This is a genomic window from Vibrio minamisatsumaniensis, assembly GCF_050337445.1.
Classification (GTDB): domain Bacteria; phylum Pseudomonadota; class Gammaproteobacteria; order Enterobacterales; family Vibrionaceae; genus Vibrio; species Vibrio artabrorum.
In genome coordinates this window covers 1-18,753 of sequence record NZ_JAKJSY010000040.1, presented here as the reverse complement: position 1 = coordinate 18,753, position 18,753 = coordinate 1, and the positions used below count along the sequence as shown (strand labels likewise).

The following is an 18,753-nucleotide window of genomic DNA, read 5'->3' as shown; positions in this document are numbered from 1 at the left end:
TATTTTTTATATTTGCCCAAAAAATGTTCTCATTGAGAAGCATAGTAGTAATGGCGAATATTCGTTCTTTATTAAGCTTTATCTTTTAGTATTCGAGGTTATCTATGAACTTTTCAGCTAAAACAGTGGTTGTTATTGCCATTGGCGCGGCACTGTACGGCATTGGTGGCTTACCAATGTTTGGTGTCCCAGTGTTTGCAAACACGACATTGAAACCAGCAATGGCAGTCCTAGCACTGTTTTCTGTTTTGTTCGGCCCAATTGTTGGCTTCTTAGTCGGCTTTATTGGTCACTGGGTAACGGATCTATTCGCAGGTTGGGGCGTGTGGTTAACTTGGGTTCTTGGCTCAGGTATCGTAGGCATGGTTATCGGCTTATTCCCTATGATGACGAAGAATCGTCTTCAACATGGCGAACTACCCATGAAAGACTTTGTATTATTTATCGTGCTTGCCCTCGCGGGTAACGTTGTAGGCTACGGCTGCTCGGCGTTCCTCGACACCATCCTATACGCCGAACCGTTCACTAAAGTATTCACTCAACTGTTTATTATCGCTGCGGGTAATACCGTCCTCATTGCGATTGTTGGCTTCCTGATCCTCAAATCAGTCGCTAAACGCAACAAACAAAGCCGCAACTTGACCGAGGCATAAGCGATAATGACTATAGCATTTTCTAACTTCTCTTTTAGATATGAGTCGCTGGACAAACCGACGCTAAAAAATATCAATCTAAGGATAGAGAAAGGAGAGAAAATCGTCATTATTGGACCAAGTGGTAGTGGTAAATCGACTCTTGGTCAGTGTCTCAATGGGTTGATACCTCATGCAATCAAAGGTGAGGTAACGGGCTCTTTAGAGATCTGCGGCAGGAATACCTCTGAGTTTTCGATGCACGATTATACCGAGCAAGTGGGCACGGTATTGCAAGATACTGACAGCCAGTTTGTGGGGTTGAGTATCGGTGAAGACATCGCCTTCGCATTAGAAAATCAGTTGATGTCGAACATTGACATGTACCCGTTAGTAAAGTCGACGGCAAAAATGGTCGACCTAGCGGACATGCTTGAGCGTTCACCTCACGACCTTTCCGGTGGTCAAAAACAGCGAGTATCGTTAGCGGGCATCTTAGTTGATGACGTTGATATCTTGCTGTTTGATGAGCCTCTAGCCAGCCTTGACCCTAAAACAGGTAAGGCAACGATTGAGATCATCGACCAACTGCATAAAGAAACCAACAAGACCATCGTAATTATCGAACACCGTCTCGAGGATGTGCTACACCGCGATATTGACCGCGTGATCTTAATGGAACGCGGTGAAATCGTAGCAGACACCACACCCGATGAAATCTTGGCTTCTGAATTACTTGGCACACACGGTATTCGCGAGCCGCTTTACTTGTCGGCGTTAAAGGCGGCGAAAGCTCCGCTAACTAACGAAGATAAGCTGTCAAACCTCAAGGCGTTAGATTACAAAAGATTCCGTCCTGCGGTTCAAGCTTGGTTTGCTGAGCGCCCCGCCCCTGTTGCAGAAAAACAGTATCCACCTTTACTCGAAGTTCATGGCCTGACTTATTCTTACGACGGCGAGAAGAACGCACTCGAAGATGTGAGCTTCAAGATTGGCAAAGGTGAGTTTGTTTCGATTCTGGGCAAAAACGGTTCGGGTAAATCCACCATCACTAAACTCATCATGGGGGTGATCGATGCCGATTCTGGCTCTTCCTATCTAAATGGTGAAGACCTATCTGAACTTTCTATCTTTGAAAGAAGCCAGAAAGTCGGTGTCGTAATGCAGAACCCCAATCATATGATCTCCCATCATATGATTTTTGATGAGATTGCTTTTGGTCTTCGTAACCGCAATATTGCAGAAGAACTGATCACAGAAAAAGTAGAGCATATTCTGGCGTTGTGTGGGCTGAGCAAGTTCCGCCACTGGCCGATCGAAGCACTGAGCTACGGTCAGAAAAAACGTGTCACCATCGCGTCTATCTTAGTGCTGGAGCCTGAGCTTCTTATTTTGGATGAACCGACAGCAGGTCAAGATTACCGTAACTACACCTCGATGCTGGCGTTTATCCAAAAACTCAACCGCGATTTGGGTATTACTGTGGTGATCATCTCACACGACATGCACCTGGTTCTCGAGTACACCACACGTTCAATTGTGCTCGCAGATAGTAAACTAATCGCCAATGCAGCCATGACTGAAGTCTTTAGCCAACCCTCGCTTTTAGAGCGTGCAAACCTTTGTACAACCAGCATTTATGAACTTGCCACTATGATGAAAATCGACGACACCAATGCGTTCATGCAGTACTTCATCGACCACGAGAAAAATTCGCTATGAATGCATCAAAAGTAAAGTTCGGCATCAATTACATCGATACAAAATCACCGCTGCACGCTCTCAATGGCATCACCAAATTTGCCCTCTTCTTAGCTTGGGTAACGGTGGTCTTAACGACGTTCGACCTAAGATTGATTACGCTACTTATTGTGGCTGGTTTATATCTGTTAAAGCTGACCAATGTGCCTGTACGCGTGTATAAGCCTTTATTATTAGGTACGGCGAGTGTATTAAGCCTCAATGCTTTGTTCATGTATCTGCTGGCTCCACAGCAAGGGACAGAGCTCATCGGCAGCGAAACCTTATTGCTGACATTACCGGGTAACTACTCGTTGAGCCAAGAGACCCTGTTTTACTTAGTCACCGTCACGCTTAAGTATATGAGTATGTTCCCGATTGCGTTGATCTTTGTCTTCACAACACATCCCACAGAGTTTGCCGCAAGCCTCAATCGTATCGGCATCCCATACAAGATCGCCTATGCGGTCAGCTTAACGCTACGTTACTTACCTGAAGTAAAAAAAGACTTCATTAATATCATGCACGCTCAACAGGCTCGCGGAGTGGAGTTGTCCAAAAAAGCCCCACTCATTACGCGCATTAAAAACGTCGCAAAGATTCTAGGGCCATTGATTTTTTCAAGTTTAGACCGAGCAGACGAGATCTCAAATGCGATGACCCTACGTGGTTTTGGCCGACACAAAGCCCGTACTTGGTACAGTTACGCCCCTTTAAAACGTGTCGATTTTGTTTGTTTAGCGGTTATCGCACTGATCGTTTTATTGGCAATCACAAAACGAATGCTTGAAGAACAACTGTTTTGGTACCCTTTTTAGATTGGCAAAATAATATAACCACATCATAAGAGAGCCAAAAACCACGCGGTTAAGTGACATAAACATTTGCAAGCAATACAAAAAGGGAGCTCGAAAGCTCCCTTTTTCATGGTCTCAATTCATTAAATTTTTGAATTGATTTAGCTTTTAAACGAGTGCAATTTGTAAAAAACCGTCGATAACGGTGGTAGGCGTAGCTCAATAGAAGTACCTAAGCCTTGGCTTTCTACTGATTCGATCTCTGCAATCGGCTTCACTTCAAAACCACTGCCGGCGTAATCAACCGAGTCAGTATTAAGCAGCAGTGAATATTGTCCTTGCGCAGGAACGCCTAAACGGAAGTGCTCGTGAGGCACAGGCGTAAAGTTCGATACAGCCAATACACGTTCACCAGATTCACTGATACGCTCATGAGCTAAAATGCTCGCTTGTGCAGAATCTTGTAGCCGCCACTCAAAACCGTTCGGGTCAAAATCAAGATCATGCATCGCGACTTCAGAACGGTATAGATTATTCAAATCTTTAGTTAAGCGCAGTACACCTTGATGACGCTCAAAGTCGAGTAAGAACCACTGTAATTGATCATCATGGTTCCATTCAGCCGTCTGACCAAATTCAGATCCCATGAAGTTTAACTTTTTACCCGGCTGCGCATACATATAACCCATATAAGCACGTAGGTTTGCCGTTTGCTGCCATTCATCACCAGGCATCTTATTATGGATTGCCCCCTTACCGTACACGACCTCGTCATGAGACAGAGGCAATACGTAGTTCTCACTATGGGCATAAACCAACGGGAAAGTAATCGTATCGTGGTGATATTTTCGATTGATTGGGTCTTCTTGAATGTAAGACAAGCTATCGTGCATCCAGCCCATGTTCCACTTAAAACCAAAGCCTAAACCGCCCATAAAAGTCGGGGCTGAAACACCAGGGAAAGCCGTCGATTCTTCAGCAATCGTCATTGCATTCGGGAAGTGTTTATAAACTTCTTCGTTCATCCACTTCAGGGTCGCGATAGCGTCATAGTTTTCGTTGCCACCGTCTGCATTTGGAATCCATTGATCGTGGCTACGCGAGTAATCGAGGTACAACATCGAAGCGACTGCATCAACACGAATGCCATCAATGTGGAATTGCTCGAACCAGTACAATGCATTAGAAACCAAAAAACGACGAACATGCTCTTTGCCTAAATCGTAAATGTACGAGTTCCAATCTTGGTGCCAACCACGACGAGGGTCTGGATCATGAAACAATGGTGTACCATCGAAGTTCGCTAAGCCGTGATCGTCACTTGGGAAGTGGGCAGGAACCCAATCTAAAACGACACCTAGACCGGCTTGGTGACATTGGTCAACGAAGTATTTGAAGTCATCCGGAGAGCCGAAACGACTCGTTGGCGCAAAAAGACCAATTGGCTGATAGCCCCAAGAACCATAGAATGGGTGCTCTGAAACCGGCATTAATTCGACGTGTGTGTAGCCAAGATCCGTCAAGTATGGGATTAACTCGGCGGCTAGCTCACGGTAATTTAAGAATTCACCTTCAGCATTACGTTTCCAAGAACCTGCATGTAATTCATAGAAGGAAAGTGCTTCTTTACGTTTTTGCGTCACTGGGCGATTTTGCCACTGTGCATCTTGCCACTGGTAGCGAGCATGATCGTAAGTCACCGATGAAAATGAAGGGTACTGCTCTGAGTAGAAACCCCATGGGTCGGATTTATGCGGTAAGCCTTCGCCATTTGGTCCTTTCAATTCAAACTTATATTGAGTGCCTTCTTCCAGATCAGGAATAAATAGCCCCCACAGACCATAATCTAAGCGTTGCATTGGGTGGCGGCGGCCATCCCACGAGTTAAAGTTTCCGATCAAACTTGCCGCGGTAGCATGCGGAGCATAGACTAAAAATCGAGTCCCCGAAATTGCCTGACCATCACGCTCTAACGTAATAAACTGAGCCCCCATGTGATGATACATCTCTTTAGGCGTATGAAGATCTTCGTAACTCATATACAGATCATGGTACTGGTATGGATCATCGATGATCTGTTCGACACCGGACCAATCCACCGCAAGTTTGTAATGTGTGTAACGTAAGTCTCTTTCTTGCTTAAGGATGAAACCACTTTCACCCTCTCGCACTAACTCAACACGTGGTTCCTTTCCAATGATCAACTCGACTTTATTTGCCCCGGGAATCCATACTCTTAATGCACCTTGATCAGAAGGTAAGTAAGGACCTAAAAACGCAAATGGGTCAGTGAAGCAAGCCTGTGATAGTTGGGTATATATTTGTTTTTGCTTTGAAATCGAACTTAGTTCCAAAACCTTTCTCCCTAACCAAACATTCAAAAAATATAATACAAAAATGCCCGCTCTTGATGCGGGCAATATTATGACAATTTATTCTACCAGATGAGCATTCATTATTGAGTGACCGAGGTTGTAGTTTCATAAGCCATAAGCAAAAAGCCACCTATATTCCAGTCACTCAATGACACTATTTACCGGCTTTTTCTCGAGTCTCTGTCAGCTTGGAAGCGATACGGTTTACCCCTTCGTGAGCAAAAATTTCATCCAAGTTCATTGATAGCTTACGACGCCAGTTAGGGTACTCATCGACAGTTCCAGGAATGTTTACTGGCTTATCCATCTCAAGCCAATCTTCTAATTGAACACTTAATAAAGTTGAACCACCAGCCGCAACATGCAGTTGAAGTGCCTCAGCAAGATAAGAGTCCATCGGTACTTGACTTGCATCACGACCAACCCCTTCCGGTAGGAAACCATGCCATGCCACTGAATCTAAGATACCTTGCTTACATTCAAGGCGATCATCGAACAGAGTGTCTAGTTGTGCAGCATCTGGGTATAAGCCAATCTCTTGACCCATCTTCAAATCATCACAATGCCAAAAGCCACGAAGCGTTGGCATGTCGTGAGTACATAATGCTGCCATTGATTGTGATGCGTAGTGCTGAGGTGAGATGAAGCCACCGTCTTCTTTTGATGTTTCAAAGAAGAACACTTTGTAAGAGTGCACACCCGCATCAGCAAGGATATCGACAATTTCGTCCGGCACAGTACCTAAGTCTTCACCGATAACGCTACATTGGTAACGGTGAGATTCAAGCGCCAAAATCGACAACATATCCTGCACGGGATAGTAGACGTACGCCCCTTTGGTTGCGTCTTCACCTTTAGGAATCCACCATAACCTCAGTAGACCTAAAACATGATCAATACGCAGCGCACCACAATGTTTCATGTTTGCACGAAGCAACTTAATGTAAGCGTCGTAACTGGTGTTTTTCAGCACTTGAGGGTTCAGTGGCGGTAAACCCCAGTTTTGTCCTAAAGGACCAAGAATATCGGGTGGAGCGCCAATGCTTGCATCCATCACTAGGTTTCCGTCATCAGCCCATGACTCACTGCCTGAGTCTGCAACACCTACCGCAAGATCTCGGTAAAGGCCAACCGCCATACCTTTTTCTTCAGCGAGAGACTGTGCATCGTTGATCTGGCAATCGGCTAACCATTGCAGATACATGTAGAGATGCACTTGTTCTAGGTTCTCTTTAATGTATTTCTGTGTCGCAGTGCTATCGAATGTACGGTATTTCTCAGGGAATACCGGCCATCCCCACATACCTGAATCTTCAGCATGTAATTCACCATGCAAAGCATCGAACGCCGCTTGATGCATCAAGCTGTCGCCGCCCTCTTCCACAAACGCTAAGAACGCTTGGGCACGGTCACTATTTTTGTTTAGGTGGCGGACCTTAAATTCTGCGAATAACAAAGGTAAGATGCTCATTTTAAGCTCAGACACTTCCGTATAATTGACCCAGTGCGCTTCGCGAGCTTTTTGTAAACGAAGCTGAAAATCAGCGCTGCCTACAATTTGTTGTGCTTCTGCACTTAATGCAAATTCAGGTACAGAGCTCACATCAATGTATAAAATGTTCAACCAACGACGTGAAGATGGGCTGTATGGGCTCGCGCCTTCTGGATTGGCAGGAAACAGTGAGTGAATTGGGTTTAGCCCGACAAAGTCACCACCACGAGAGGCGATATCAGCCACCAGCTGTTTTAGATCACCAAAGTCACCTACGCCCCAGTTATGCTGAGTTCTTAGTGTGTACAGCTGAACACTTGGCCCCCATAGTTTTTTGCCTTGCTCAATTGGTGACTGCTTAAAACACGCCTTTGGTGTAATAATCAATGTCATCTCATAAGGCTTCTTACGGCGTTTACGGCTGACTATCAACTTGTGGTAACCCCATGCCAAATCACCTGGCAGTGCAAACACTAAAGGGCCACCCTCGGCACGCTCGTCACGAACGACTTGAGATTGAAGATAGCCTTCAAGTACCTCTCCTTGCTCGGTCTCTAAGCACCAGCTAAACTCACTTTCACGAGCGCTGACACCTAAATTTAGCGCCACTTCTACTGGCTCACCATCACGCAAGACAAGAACTGGATCCAGCACCTCTTTTTTGTGTTTTCTTTCTGCTGACTTTAGCAGAGCATCATCGCTGCTCGTATCGTATCCCAATGAAGCCAGTAGCGACGTGATCGTTTCGTCTGATACTTGTGCTTCATCGCCCCACGCACTAACGTAACTGTCGGCAATATGTGCCATTTCTGCGACTTGTTTTAATACGGTCTGTTCTTTCATCGCTCTCTCCGAAAACGCTCTGACGCTTTCAATCTTGTAGGGTTGTTATTTAGTCTATTACTCATCAATTAGCTTGTGGCAATCAGTTTGAAAGTGGCCAGTGATAGGCAACCTATCCATTTGCCGCCAAGCTAATTGAGCCAAGACAGACACTGCCTTGGCTACTTTGGAAGTATTAACGGTTAACCGCTTCAAGTTTCCAAATATTATTCACGTAATCTCGAATTGAACGGTCTGAGGTGAATTTACCGACCAACGCGGTGTTAAGAATCGCTTTCTTAGCCCAACCTGCTTGGTCTTTGTATTGCTTGCTCATATCTTCATGCGCTTTCACGTAAGAGGCAAAATCAGCAAGGCATAGGTAAGGGTCACCACCATCAAGCAGGCTATCAAACGTCGCGCGCAGAAGACCCGGTTGACCTGGAGTGAACTCATCGCCAATCAGTAGATCCAGAGACGCTTTCAATAGTGGGTCAGCATTGTAGTAGTCGTATGGGTTGTAGCCCTGAGCTTTCAGTGCTTGAACACCCTCAACATCTAGACCAAAGATGTAGATGTTTTCATCACCCACTTCTTCACGAATCTCAACGTTTGCACCATCCATCGTCCCGATAGTCAGCGCGCCGTTTAACGCCATCTTCATGTTGCCCGTACCTGATGCTTCTTTACCCGCTAGTGAGATTTGCTGAGAAACGTCTGCGGCAGGGATGATGATTTCAGCCATGCTGACACGGTAGTCAGGAATGAAGACCACTTTCAGTTTGTTGCCGATGCGAGGGTCGTTGTTGATCTTCTCTGCAATCTTGTTAACCGCGAAGATGATCTCTTTCGCCAAGTGGTAACCCGGTGCGGCTTTCGCTGCGAAGAAACATACGCGTGGCTCACACTCAAAACCCGGTTCGTTAAGAATACGGTGGTACAGAGAGAGAATGTGGAGCAAATCTAGATGCTGACGCTTGTATTCGTGAAGACGTTTAATTTGAACGTCAAAGATAGCGTTAGTATCTAGCTCGATACCCATGTTCTCTTGAACCCAATCAGCTAGGCGCTGTTTGTTTTCTTTCTTAACCGCCATGAATTCTTTTTGGAATTTCGCGTCCGTTGCAAACTGAGCGATGCCTTCTAGCTGCTCAAGTTTTGCTGGCCACTCACTACCGATCTTACCAGTGATTAGTGTAGATAGACCTGGGTTACAGAACTTCAACCAACGACGCGGCGTGATGCCGTTTGTTACGTTAGTCAGTTTGCCTGGGAAGATTTCGTTGAACTCAGGGAACAAGTCTTTCTTAACCAGTTGTGAGTGAAGCGCCGCGACACCGTTTACTTTGTAAGAACCAATCACACAGAGATTTGCCATGCGAACCATACGGTGGAAACCTTCTTGGATGATAGAAAGCTTCGCTTGCTTCTCACCGTCACCCGGCCACATCTTGCGAACTTCTTGCATGAAGCGGTGGTTGATTTCAAAAATGATTTCCATGTGACGTGGAAGAAGACGCTTGATCAGAGATTCAGACCAAGTCTCTAGTGCTTCTGGAAGCAGCGTGTGGTTGGTGTAGGCGAACGTATGAGCACTGATTTCCCATGCTTGATCCCAAGATAGACCTTTCTCGTCAATTAAGATGCGCATTAGCTCAGGAATCGCAATCGTTGGGTGCGTATCGTTAAGCTGAATCGTTTCTTGCTTAGGCAGATCTTCTAGAGAGAAACCTGCGGCTTCGTGACGACGTAAAATATCGCGAACCGACGCTGCTGAGTGGAAGTACTGCTGCATTAGACGCAGAGTTTTACCTTTCTCGTGGTTGTCGTTCGGGTACAGAACCTTAGTGATGTTACCTGCATCGATGAGCGAGTGTTGCGCTTCGAAGTAATCACCGTTGTTGAAGCTCGCAAGTGAGAATGGTGCGATGGCCTGACATTCCCAAAGGCGCAGCGGGTAAACCGTGTTTGACTCGTAACCTACGATAGGGAGATCCCAAGGCATTGCTTTCACTTCCATACCTGGAACCCAAATACGAACTTCTTTACCGTCGATGTATTCAACTTCTACATGACCGTAAAAACCAATGTGTTGTGCGAGTTCTGGGCGAGCGACTTCCCATGGGTAACCTTCCACACCACGCCATGCATCAGGTGCTTCTTGTTGACGACCGTCTTGGAAAGATTGTTTGAATAGACCGTATTCGTAGTGAAGACCGTAACCGACTGTTGGGTATTCTTGAGCGGCACAAGAATCCATGAAACAAGCCGCTAGACGACCAAGACCACCATTACCGAGTGATGGGTCACGCTCTTCTTCTAGAAGGTCCGTTAGGTTTTGACCTAGCTCTTCCATCGCGTGAGTGATTTGCTCGTACAGACCCATGCTGATCAGATTGTTACCGGTTAAACGGCCAATCAAAAACTCTAGAGATAGGTAGTTAACGCTTTTCGCGTTCTTAATTTTTTCATCATTTTCAGTTTCTAGCAGGTCAAAAGTCGTGAGCTCTGCAAGAGCACGACCCATTGCTAGATACCATGAACGACTGTCTGCTGTTTCAACAGTTGTGGCGTAGGTTGCAGATAAATGTTTCTTAACACTCTCTTGGAATGACACTTTATCGAAAGTTTTTTGCTGAGTTGGTTTCATTTCAGAAATCTCGCTTTTAATAGTTCTAATTCATCTGTGACATATCGTGCACGGTCACCATAAACTAAACATCATCCTGCTAACACCACTGACTAGGAGTAGATGGGAGGGCGTAGGGGGCGTAACGCGATTGGGTTAGTGATCTGACTCTCATGTTCTGCCTGAGAACAAAAACTTGAAGTGACTAAGATCACAAGCTCCCATTCGATAACGTCACTTGGCTGAATCTGACGTCAACTGAACGCATTTAACCTCATTGCCAAATCTGATATTCAGATCACGAAAATATTTTCTGCGTCTCATTTTTTGCACAACAATCCGTACACAGTAGGAGATAAAGACAGGTAAAAATCGCCCGACAAGTGACTTAAATCACAAATATAGGGCGTAGAGGGCCAAAAACATGCAGAAGTGCAAGGTTTCAGAGGAGGATCATAGTCTGCATCGCTTTGCGTCACGTACTATGAGTGCAGACTTAAGTAATTAGGCTAATGTCATTGGAGTGCACTCAACGATAAATTGGGATAATCCAGAACATAAGCCATGGAATAGGTGAAAGACTTCGATATGTGGATCCCTTCGAAACTGACTCGTCCCGGCCGCTTACATAATGCAATACTGCGCCCAAGAGTGCTTGACCTCCTACAAGGTGCAGCTTGTTATAAGCTCGTGTTGTTTCGCTCTCCAGCGGGATACGGTAAAACCACCATGGCTGCCCAATGGTTAATCGATAAACCCAATGTGGGTTGGTACAGCATCGATGAAAGTGACAATGATGCATTCCGTTTCCTCAACTACCTACTGCAATCACTGAACAAAGCGACTCAACACGCCTGTCCCAAAACCCAAAAATTAGCAGAGAATCGCCAGTTTTCATCACTGCACTCTTTACTTGGTGAACTGTTTGCTGAAATGTCTGAATTCCACCAAGAATGTTTCTTGGTATTGGATGACTATCACTTAGTGAACAATGACGATATTCACGAAGCCATGCGCTTTTTCCTAAAGCATATGCCCGATAACCTGACCGTCGTCGTCACCAGTCGCAGTATGCCGCCGCTTGGTACCGCTAACCTTCGAGTTCGAGACTTAATGATTGAGTTAGGTAACGATTCACTGGCTTTTGATACCGAAGAGACCACGCGCTTTTTCAATCAACGCGTGACCGATGGCATTGATGACGTCACGGCGGATAGCATTTGTACTTATGTGGAGGGGTGGCCTTCTGCAATGCAACTGATCGCGCTGCAAGCACAACACCAAAAACGCACCCTTGCCCAATCAGCAGAGTCGTTCTCAACTTTTAACCATGCTCACCTTTGGGATTATTTAGTTGAAGAAGTGTTCGACCTTTTAGACTCTGAAACACGACAGTTCTTGATGCAATGTTCTGTGCTCGACCACTTCAATGACGAACTCGCCAGTGCGCTGACACAGCGTGAAGATGCGCTCGGAATGATCGAGTCACTCAATCGCTTCGGTCTGTTCATCTACCCGCTAGAGGGCGAAAAAAACTGGTACCGCTTCCATAATCTGTTCGGCGAGTTTTTAGCGCACGAGCGTCAGGCTCGAATTCCTCAACAAGAAGCCGAATTGCACCGAAGTGCGGCGAAAGCATGGATTAAACAAAAAACGCCTCATCAAGCACTGCGACACGCCCAGCGCGCTGACGACCCACAATTGATTATTCAAATCCTGAGTGAACATGGGTGGCAAATGTTCAACCAAGGCGAGCTTTCATCGTTAGAAATGGCCATCAAACAGTTAACAACGGATCAACTATACAGTGATCCAAAGTTATCCATGCTACGCGCATGGCTTGCACAAAGTCAGCACCGCTATAATCAAGTGGGTACGCTATTAGAAGAAGCCGAAACGCAGTTTCAAGCTCGAAACATCGAATTGGATACTCAACAACAGGGTCAATACAACGCCCTGCGCGCACAAGTGGCGATCAACAACAATGAACCTGAAAAGGCACTAGAGTTAGCAGAGCTTGCACTGAGCCAACTCAATACCACCGTATACCGCAGCCGGATTGTAGCCACCTCCGTTGTTGGCGAAGTCAACCACGTGATAGGTAATCTAAGCCGTGCTTTGCCAATGATGCAACAGACTGAAAAGCTGGCACGTCAGCATCAGGTTTACCATCAAGCGCTGTGGGCGATTCTGCAACAGAGTGAAATTCTAATTGCTCAAGGTTATGTTCAGGCGGCATTCGAGCTGCAAGATAGCGCGTTTAAATTGATTGAAGAGCATCAACTTCAATACGTACCTTTACACGAATTTTTGCTTCGTGTTCGAGCTCAGATCTTCTGGTGTTGGAACCGATTAGATGAAGCGGAAGAGTGTTGTTACAAAGGCTTAGATATCCTTGGCCATCACTCCCCAAGTAAGCACTTACACAGCTACTCAATGCTGGCTCGACTCGCACTAAGCCGTGGCGAAATTGATAAAGCGTCGAAATTTATCGACCAGATTCAACACTTGTTACGCCAGTCCACTTACCACGTTGATTGGACAGCAAACGCTTCTCTTTCTTTGATACTTTTTTGGCAAATAACAGGCGATAAAGATGCTATCCATGATTGGCTAAATGTAGCGGTTCGGCCGGAATCAGCCAGTAACCACTTCTGCCAGCTGCAATGGAGAAATATTGTTCGTGCTCACATCATCTTAGAGCAATACGAAGACGCAGAGGAAGCATTAACGTTCTTGAAAAGCGAAGCTCAACGGTCTCACCTTGTCACTGACACTAACCGAAACTTAATTGTTGAAGCGGTGCTGCGCACCCAAACGAACGACGAAGACAGTGCGCGAGTGTTACTTGAAGAAGCGCTGCATATGACCAATCAAACGGGCATGGTCGGTAACTTTTTAATCGACGGTAGCATTATTGGTCATATCGTAGACAAACTGAGTAATAAACCGGGTTTAGGCGATTTAGAGCGTCATCGCGCTCAACAAATCATGAAAGACATCTCAACAACTCAGCGTAGCCGTTCGATTCACTTTGACGAAGATTTTGTTGAGAATCTGGTTAATCACCCCAACATCCCTGAGCTTGTACGCACTAGCCCACTCACCCAGCGAGAATGGCAAGTGCTCGGGTTAATTTACTCAGGTTTTAGTAACGAGCAGATCGCTCAAGAGTTGGATGTCGCAGGGACAACAATCAAGACTCACATTCGGAACCTTTATCAAAAGCTGAACATTGCTAACCGTAAAGAAGCCATTAATACCGCTAAGAACTTACTGCAACTGATGGGATACTAAGCCCCATTCAAACTCAAAACGAATCGGAGCGAGTCACGGGTAGTGGCTCGCTTTTTTCGTTGGTAGCTTCGAGAAGAAAAAACGGAAAAAATAAAAGCGCTTTCTCGCTAGGGTCTGTTGATCTTTCGTGATTCAATTTTATTCGAAAGGTCAACAGACCCTAGTATATCCATACTTTTTTTATACGAAAGTTTGTATACTGCACAAAATCACCTTCAACTCTATAAAGTCATGAACTACTTAAGTACTTTTTTCAAAGGCATCGCCATGGGCGCAGCCGACGTTGTCCCTGGCGTATCAGGCGGCACCATCGCATTCATCACCGGCATCTATGATACGCTACTTGAGAGCATTCGAAGAGTTAACCCGAGTTTGCTTGGCTTATGGAAACGTGAAGGCTTCAAAGCCGCGTTTAAGCACATCAACGGAGCTTTCTTAATTTCGCTGTTTGCAGGTATTTTCACCAGTATTGCAACGCTTGCAAAGCTGATCTCTTGGTTATTGGTCACACACCCTATTCCACTATGGTCTTTCTTCTTTGGCCTTATCTTAGTGTCGGTTTTCCATGTGCTTAAGCAAGTCGAAAAGCGCGACATGATTCGATTTGTCTTTTTACTGCTTGGTATGGCCTTTGCTTATAGCATTACCGTGATTAAGCCCCTACAAATGGAGCCAACCAGCATTAATTTGCTCATTGCCGGTGCCATTGCGATATGTGCCATGATTTTACCTGGCATCTCCGGTAGCTTTATTCTCTTGCTAATAGGTATGTATGGCCCCGTTCTTGGCGCCGTTAAAGGGTTTCAGATAGATGTGCTTGCGCTCTTCCTCGTCGGTTGTGTGATCGGTCTACTGACTTTCTCACACGTGCTCTCTTGGCTATTGCGCTCATTCCGCGATTTCACATTGGTGTTCTTAACGGGTTTGATGATAGGTACGCTACCTAAGATTTGGCCTTGGAAAGAAACCATAAGCTGGCACATCAATTCAAAAGGTGAACAGGTTCCCCTACTTCAACACAATCTGTCGCCATTCAATTTCGAAACAGTGACCGCTCAGCCATCTCAACTTGCACTTGCTATTGTGATGATGTTGGCCGCGATCGTTCTAGTCCTAGGGCTAGAGAAATTTGCAGAGCGCAACGCTGACTAACCATTCAACGAACTGCTGAAAAGCGTTTAGAGCGGATAGAACTTAGAAAGACTAAGTTCTATCCCTATTGCACAGACAAAAGCGAAGCCTAAGGCTTCGCTTTTTTAATTCTACGATACGCACAAAATTGCTTTTTGATACAAGCTCGTATTGAGGGGTATGATAACATCGCTGCTGTTATAACATTCGATGAGAACACGACATGCACTCTGCATTAAAGGTTGCGACTCTTGGTATTGCTCTCGTGGCTGGCTTTTATGGGCCACAAGCCATTCAGCAATTAAAATCCGCCATGGCGCATGCTTCTGTTGACGTTAACTTAGATGACTACTGCATGCTTTCCACTGCGTCTTGCGAACAAAACGCGGTTGCTATGACTCTTGAACATGAGACCGCTCAACCTCTGGTCCCGACCAAAGTCAACGTCATTTGGGATGATGCAGCCTCTGACACATTAATGCTGTCACTGACTGGCTTAGAAATGGACATGGGATCCGCCCGTTTTCAATTGAAAAACATTGGGAATAATATCTATGAGGGTGACGTCATTTTGCCTGCGTGTACCATGAATACAATGACTTGGCTCGGTGAACTCACCGATGGCGTTAAAACCGTAAACCCTGCAATAAGGATGGCAAGATGAGTAAAAATTGGTCGTTAGCATTAGTGGTCGCGTTTGTACTTGGCTTTGGCATTAAAAGCTATCTTGATGGTCAATACGAAACTCAAAAACAACACGCTGCAAAGCAACAATTATCTGAAACGACCCTTTTCGGTAAAGATAACCAACCAACAAAAATCTTTGATGGCAATGATGACAGAATTCGTATCGTCTATTTCGGTTTCACACGTTGCCCTGATGTCTGTCCGACCTCTTTAGCGATGTTAGCCGGGGCGCTTAACCAAGTCTCTGATGAAGCAAAAGCAAAAATCCGCCCAATTTTTGTCTCTCTTGACCCTGAACGTGATGCTGCGCAAGCCTCCTACGAATATGCACAATATTTCCACCCAATGATGGAAGGATTGAGTGGCCCGTTAGAGGTGACAACAACGCTTGCACATAACTATGGGGTGATTTTCAGAAAGACCAAACTTGAAGGTTCAGAGTTGGAATACACCTTAGATCACAGCTCATATTTTTATTTTTTAAAACCCGATGGCACGCTGATAACCAAAGTGCCGCATACGTTAACGCCAGCGCCAATTGTTGAAGCCATCAACAGATTAACGCACGAAACCACCAACGGCTGAGAACGTATAGAAAATTAAAAAACTTAATGAATAAAATTCGAAAAAAGTCAGCTCCCAGACCAACAACATAACAATTAAGGACAACAACATGAAGTTAAAAGCATTGGCTCTCGCTGGCTTATTACTCACTCCTCTTGCTCAAGCGAATAACGACATTCTGATTCATGACGCATATGCACGTGCAACACCGCCTTCAGCAGTGAACAGCGCAGTATTCACGACCTTAGTCAACCACAGCAACAAAGATCGCGCTATCGTTTCTGCAACGACGCCTGCGGCAGGAAAGGTAGAGCTTCACGATGTTATCGTCGACGGCGATATAATGAAGATGCGCCAAGTTCAAGAGATCACTATTCCTGCGAATGGTGAAGCGGTACTTAAACCAGGTAGCCTACACATCATGTTGTTCGATCTAAACAGCAGCCTAAAAGAAGGTGAGCAAATCGAAGTGACACTGACCTTCGCCAATGGTGAAACACAGACCTTTGATGCACCCGTGAAAAAAGTAATGAGCGGTATGAAAAAGATGAATCACAACCATCATTAATCCTGTTCATAAATGATAAAATCATGTCAGCCACGATGATTTCTTACCATCGTGGCTAGCGTACATTTTTACCCGGTTTACTATTGTTTGATCAATGAACACTGCTTGCCTACCCAATAACACATGATGCTCTCTAGAGCCCTATCTATATTAAATTCGACTCAGGCTCATTCGCTTTATTCATTTATAACCGATAAAGCTTAGTGCTTTCGGGGTTCAGCTTGATCTTGATAACCGCATTTCGCGCATAATGATGTTGTAAATCGATTCTAAGCTCACCTTCATCAGAACATTGAGCCGACAGAGTATTATCACACGAATTTATACCCCATCCCCCCACAAAAAATTAACATTTAGCTCCAAAAGCACCACATAGCGCAAACAATCACCCTAAATGTAAACTATTCCTAGACACCCCAGTAGATCCCGATAATATAACCGCCCATTCCGCTAATATATAGTTGGATTGAGTATCACTTTATAAAAAGATACATCACTATAATAAATTAACAATTGCAGGTATTTTATGCAAAATCACAACATGCTCGCCCGCATCGCTCGTGGAAATCTCGTTCTACAGATCCTTGCTGGTATTGTTTTCGGTGTCATTCTCGCCATGGTTTCTCCTTCAGCAGCTCATGATGCAGGCCTACTAGGTAGTCTGTTTGTTGGCGCTCTGAAAGCGGTTGCCCCCATTTTAGTCTTCATTCTTGTTGCGGCTTCTATCGCAAACCAAAAGAAGGGTCAGCATACTCATATGCGACCAATCATTGTGCTTTACCTGATTGGTACGTTCTCTGCAGCACTGACTGCTGTAGTACTGAGCTTCATGTTCCCAACCACTTTGACACTGGTTGCTGGTGCAGAAGGCGCTCACCCTCCTCAAGGTATTGCTGAAGTAATCCATACCCTTCTATTCAAACTTGTTGATAACCCTGTGAGTGCGCTAATGAATGCGAACTACATCGGTATTCTTGCTTGGGCTATCGGCCTTGGTCTGGCGCTGCACCACGCATCAGCAACCACCAAAGCGGTTTTCGAAGACCTAAGCCACAGTGTGTCACACATTGTTCGCTTCATTATTCGTCTTGCACCATTCGGTATCTTTGGTCTTGTTTCGATGACATTCGCAACAACCGGTTTTGATGCTCTTGCGAGCTACGGTCAACTATTAGCGGTTCTGCTCAGTTCAATGCTGATCATAGCCCTTGTGGTTAACCCACTGCTTGTCTTTATAAAGACAAAACAGAACCCATACCCACTGGTACTTCAGTGTCTCCGTGAATCTGGTGTAACCGCTTTCTTCACCCGTTCAAGCGCTGCAAATATTCCAGTGAATATGAACCTTTGTAAAAAGCTAAAACTAGACGAAGATACTTACTCTGTATCTATCCCTCTAGGTGCAACGATCAACATGGCGGGTGCTGCTATCACTATCACAGTGTTAACACTGGCTGCCGTACACACGATGGGGATTGAGATTGATATCTTCACTGCCATTCTACTAAGCCTTGTTGCTGCAATTTCAGCATGTGGGGCATCGGGTGTTGCAGGCGGTTCACTCCTATTAATTCCACTCGCATGTGGCCTATTCGGCATATCAAACGATGTCGCGATGCAAGTGGTAGCCGTTGGTTTCATTATCGGTGTAATTCAAGATTCAGCAGAAACAGCACTTAACAGCTCAACTGACGTTGTCTTCACAGCTGCAGTTTGCCAAGCGAATCAAAACAAAGCTCAATAAGCTTTAACAGTTAATCACATACAAAAAAGGGAAGCCTCCGCTTCCCTTTTTCTATTGTGAACTTCTAAAGACCGTCAATCACTCAAAGATCATCTATTTATCGTAAGCGCGTCATAAACCCCACATTCTAATCATCCTCAGTCCGCCATAAGATCAAATCTCCAACTACAAGGAGATTTGAAATGGCAAAACGGCGCACCAACAAAGAATGGCAAACCTTGTTCGAGCAATACCAATCCAGTCATCTATCACAACGGGTCTTCTGTGAGCGTAAT

The 18,753-nt window shown here is 45.3% G+C and carries 12 protein-coding genes and 1 pseudogene; 10 read left to right on the top strand and 3 right to left on the bottom strand.

Annotated features, from left to right (window positions below; translation table 11 throughout):
* The first annotated feature begins 104 nt into the window (after window positions 1-104).
* From L4B77_RS10610 to L4B77_RS10600, 3 genes are read left to right on the top strand one after another with little or no spacing between them, the layout of a single operon-like run.
* Complete coding sequence (locus L4B77_RS10610) at window positions 105-653, top strand: ECF-type riboflavin transporter substrate-binding protein (protein WP_261840609.1); 549 nt, start codon at window positions 105-107, stop codon at window positions 651-653.
* Window positions 654-659: 6 nt separating this feature from the next.
* Entirely contained in the window at window positions 660-2,354 is a 1,695-nt protein-coding gene (locus tag L4B77_RS10605) for an ABC transporter ATP-binding protein (protein ID WP_372064812.1), read from the top strand.
* Window positions 2,351-3,190 carry an energy-coupling factor transporter transmembrane component T family protein gene (locus L4B77_RS10600; RefSeq protein WP_429750333.1) on the top strand — a complete coding sequence of 280 codons (840 nt, stop codon included), beginning with the start codon at window positions 2,351-2,353 and terminating at the stop codon, window positions 3,188-3,190. The genes L4B77_RS10605 and L4B77_RS10600 overlap by 4 nt, the downstream gene beginning before the upstream one ends.
* A gap of 140 nt (window positions 3,191-3,330) precedes the next feature.
* On the opposite strand, the gene glgB is transcribed toward L4B77_RS10600, so the two are convergent.
* From glgB to L4B77_RS10585, 3 genes are all read right to left on the bottom strand, one after another.
* Window positions 3,331-5,523 carry a 1,4-alpha-glucan branching protein GlgB gene (gene glgB, locus L4B77_RS10595; protein ID WP_429750331.1) on the bottom strand — a complete coding sequence of 731 codons (2,193 nt, stop codon included), beginning with the start codon at window positions 5,521-5,523 and terminating at the stop codon, window positions 3,331-3,333.
* A 175-nt stretch (window positions 5,524-5,698) separates the two neighbouring features.
* Entirely contained in the window at window positions 5,699-7,879 is a 2,181-nt protein-coding gene (gene malQ / locus L4B77_RS10590; protein WP_372040563.1) for a 4-alpha-glucanotransferase, read from the bottom strand.
* A 175-nt stretch (window positions 7,880-8,054) separates the two neighbouring features.
* Window positions 8,055-10,508, bottom strand: coding sequence for a glycogen/starch/alpha-glucan phosphorylase (locus tag L4B77_RS10585; protein WP_429750329.1), 2,454 nt, complete (start codon window positions 10,506-10,508; stop codon window positions 8,055-8,057).
* A 567-nt stretch (window positions 10,509-11,075) separates the two neighbouring features.
* Here L4B77_RS10585 and malT point away from each other — a divergent pair.
* The 7 genes and pseudogenes from malT to L4B77_RS10550 form a co-directional block, all read left to right on the top strand.
* Window positions 11,076-13,784, top strand: coding sequence for an HTH-type transcriptional regulator MalT (gene malT / locus L4B77_RS10580; RefSeq protein WP_261840603.1), 2,709 nt, complete (start codon window positions 11,076-11,078; stop codon window positions 13,782-13,784).
* A 231-nt stretch (window positions 13,785-14,015) separates the two neighbouring features.
* On the top strand, window positions 14,016-14,936 hold the full coding sequence (locus L4B77_RS10575) for a polyprenyl-phosphate transporter (RefSeq protein WP_261840602.1): 921 nt from the start codon (window positions 14,016-14,018) through the stop codon (window positions 14,934-14,936).
* Window positions 14,937-15,138: 202 nt separating this feature from the next.
* The gene (locus L4B77_RS10570; RefSeq protein WP_261840601.1) at window positions 15,139-15,579 is read left to right on the top strand and encodes a hypothetical protein; all 441 of its coding nucleotides are present in this window, start codon (window positions 15,139-15,141) and stop codon (window positions 15,577-15,579) included.
* On the top strand, window positions 15,576-16,187 hold the full coding sequence (locus L4B77_RS10565; protein WP_261840600.1) for an SCO family protein: 612 nt from the start codon (window positions 15,576-15,578) through the stop codon (window positions 16,185-16,187). The genes L4B77_RS10570 and L4B77_RS10565 overlap by 4 nt, the downstream gene beginning before the upstream one ends.
* Window positions 16,188-16,275: 88 nt before the next feature.
* Entirely contained in the window at window positions 16,276-16,734 is a 459-nt protein-coding gene (locus L4B77_RS10560; RefSeq protein WP_372040560.1) for a copper chaperone PCu(A)C, read from the top strand.
* Window positions 16,735-17,260: 526 nt separating this feature from the next.
* The gene (gene sstT / locus L4B77_RS10555; RefSeq protein WP_429750326.1) at window positions 17,261-18,478 is read left to right on the top strand and encodes a serine/threonine transporter SstT; all 1,218 of its coding nucleotides are present in this window, start codon (window positions 17,261-17,263) and stop codon (window positions 18,476-18,478) included.
* A gap of 182 nt (window positions 18,479-18,660) precedes the next feature.
* Window positions 18,661-18,753, top strand: a pseudogene (locus tag L4B77_RS10550) (IS66 family insertion sequence element accessory protein TnpA); the annotation flags it as partial.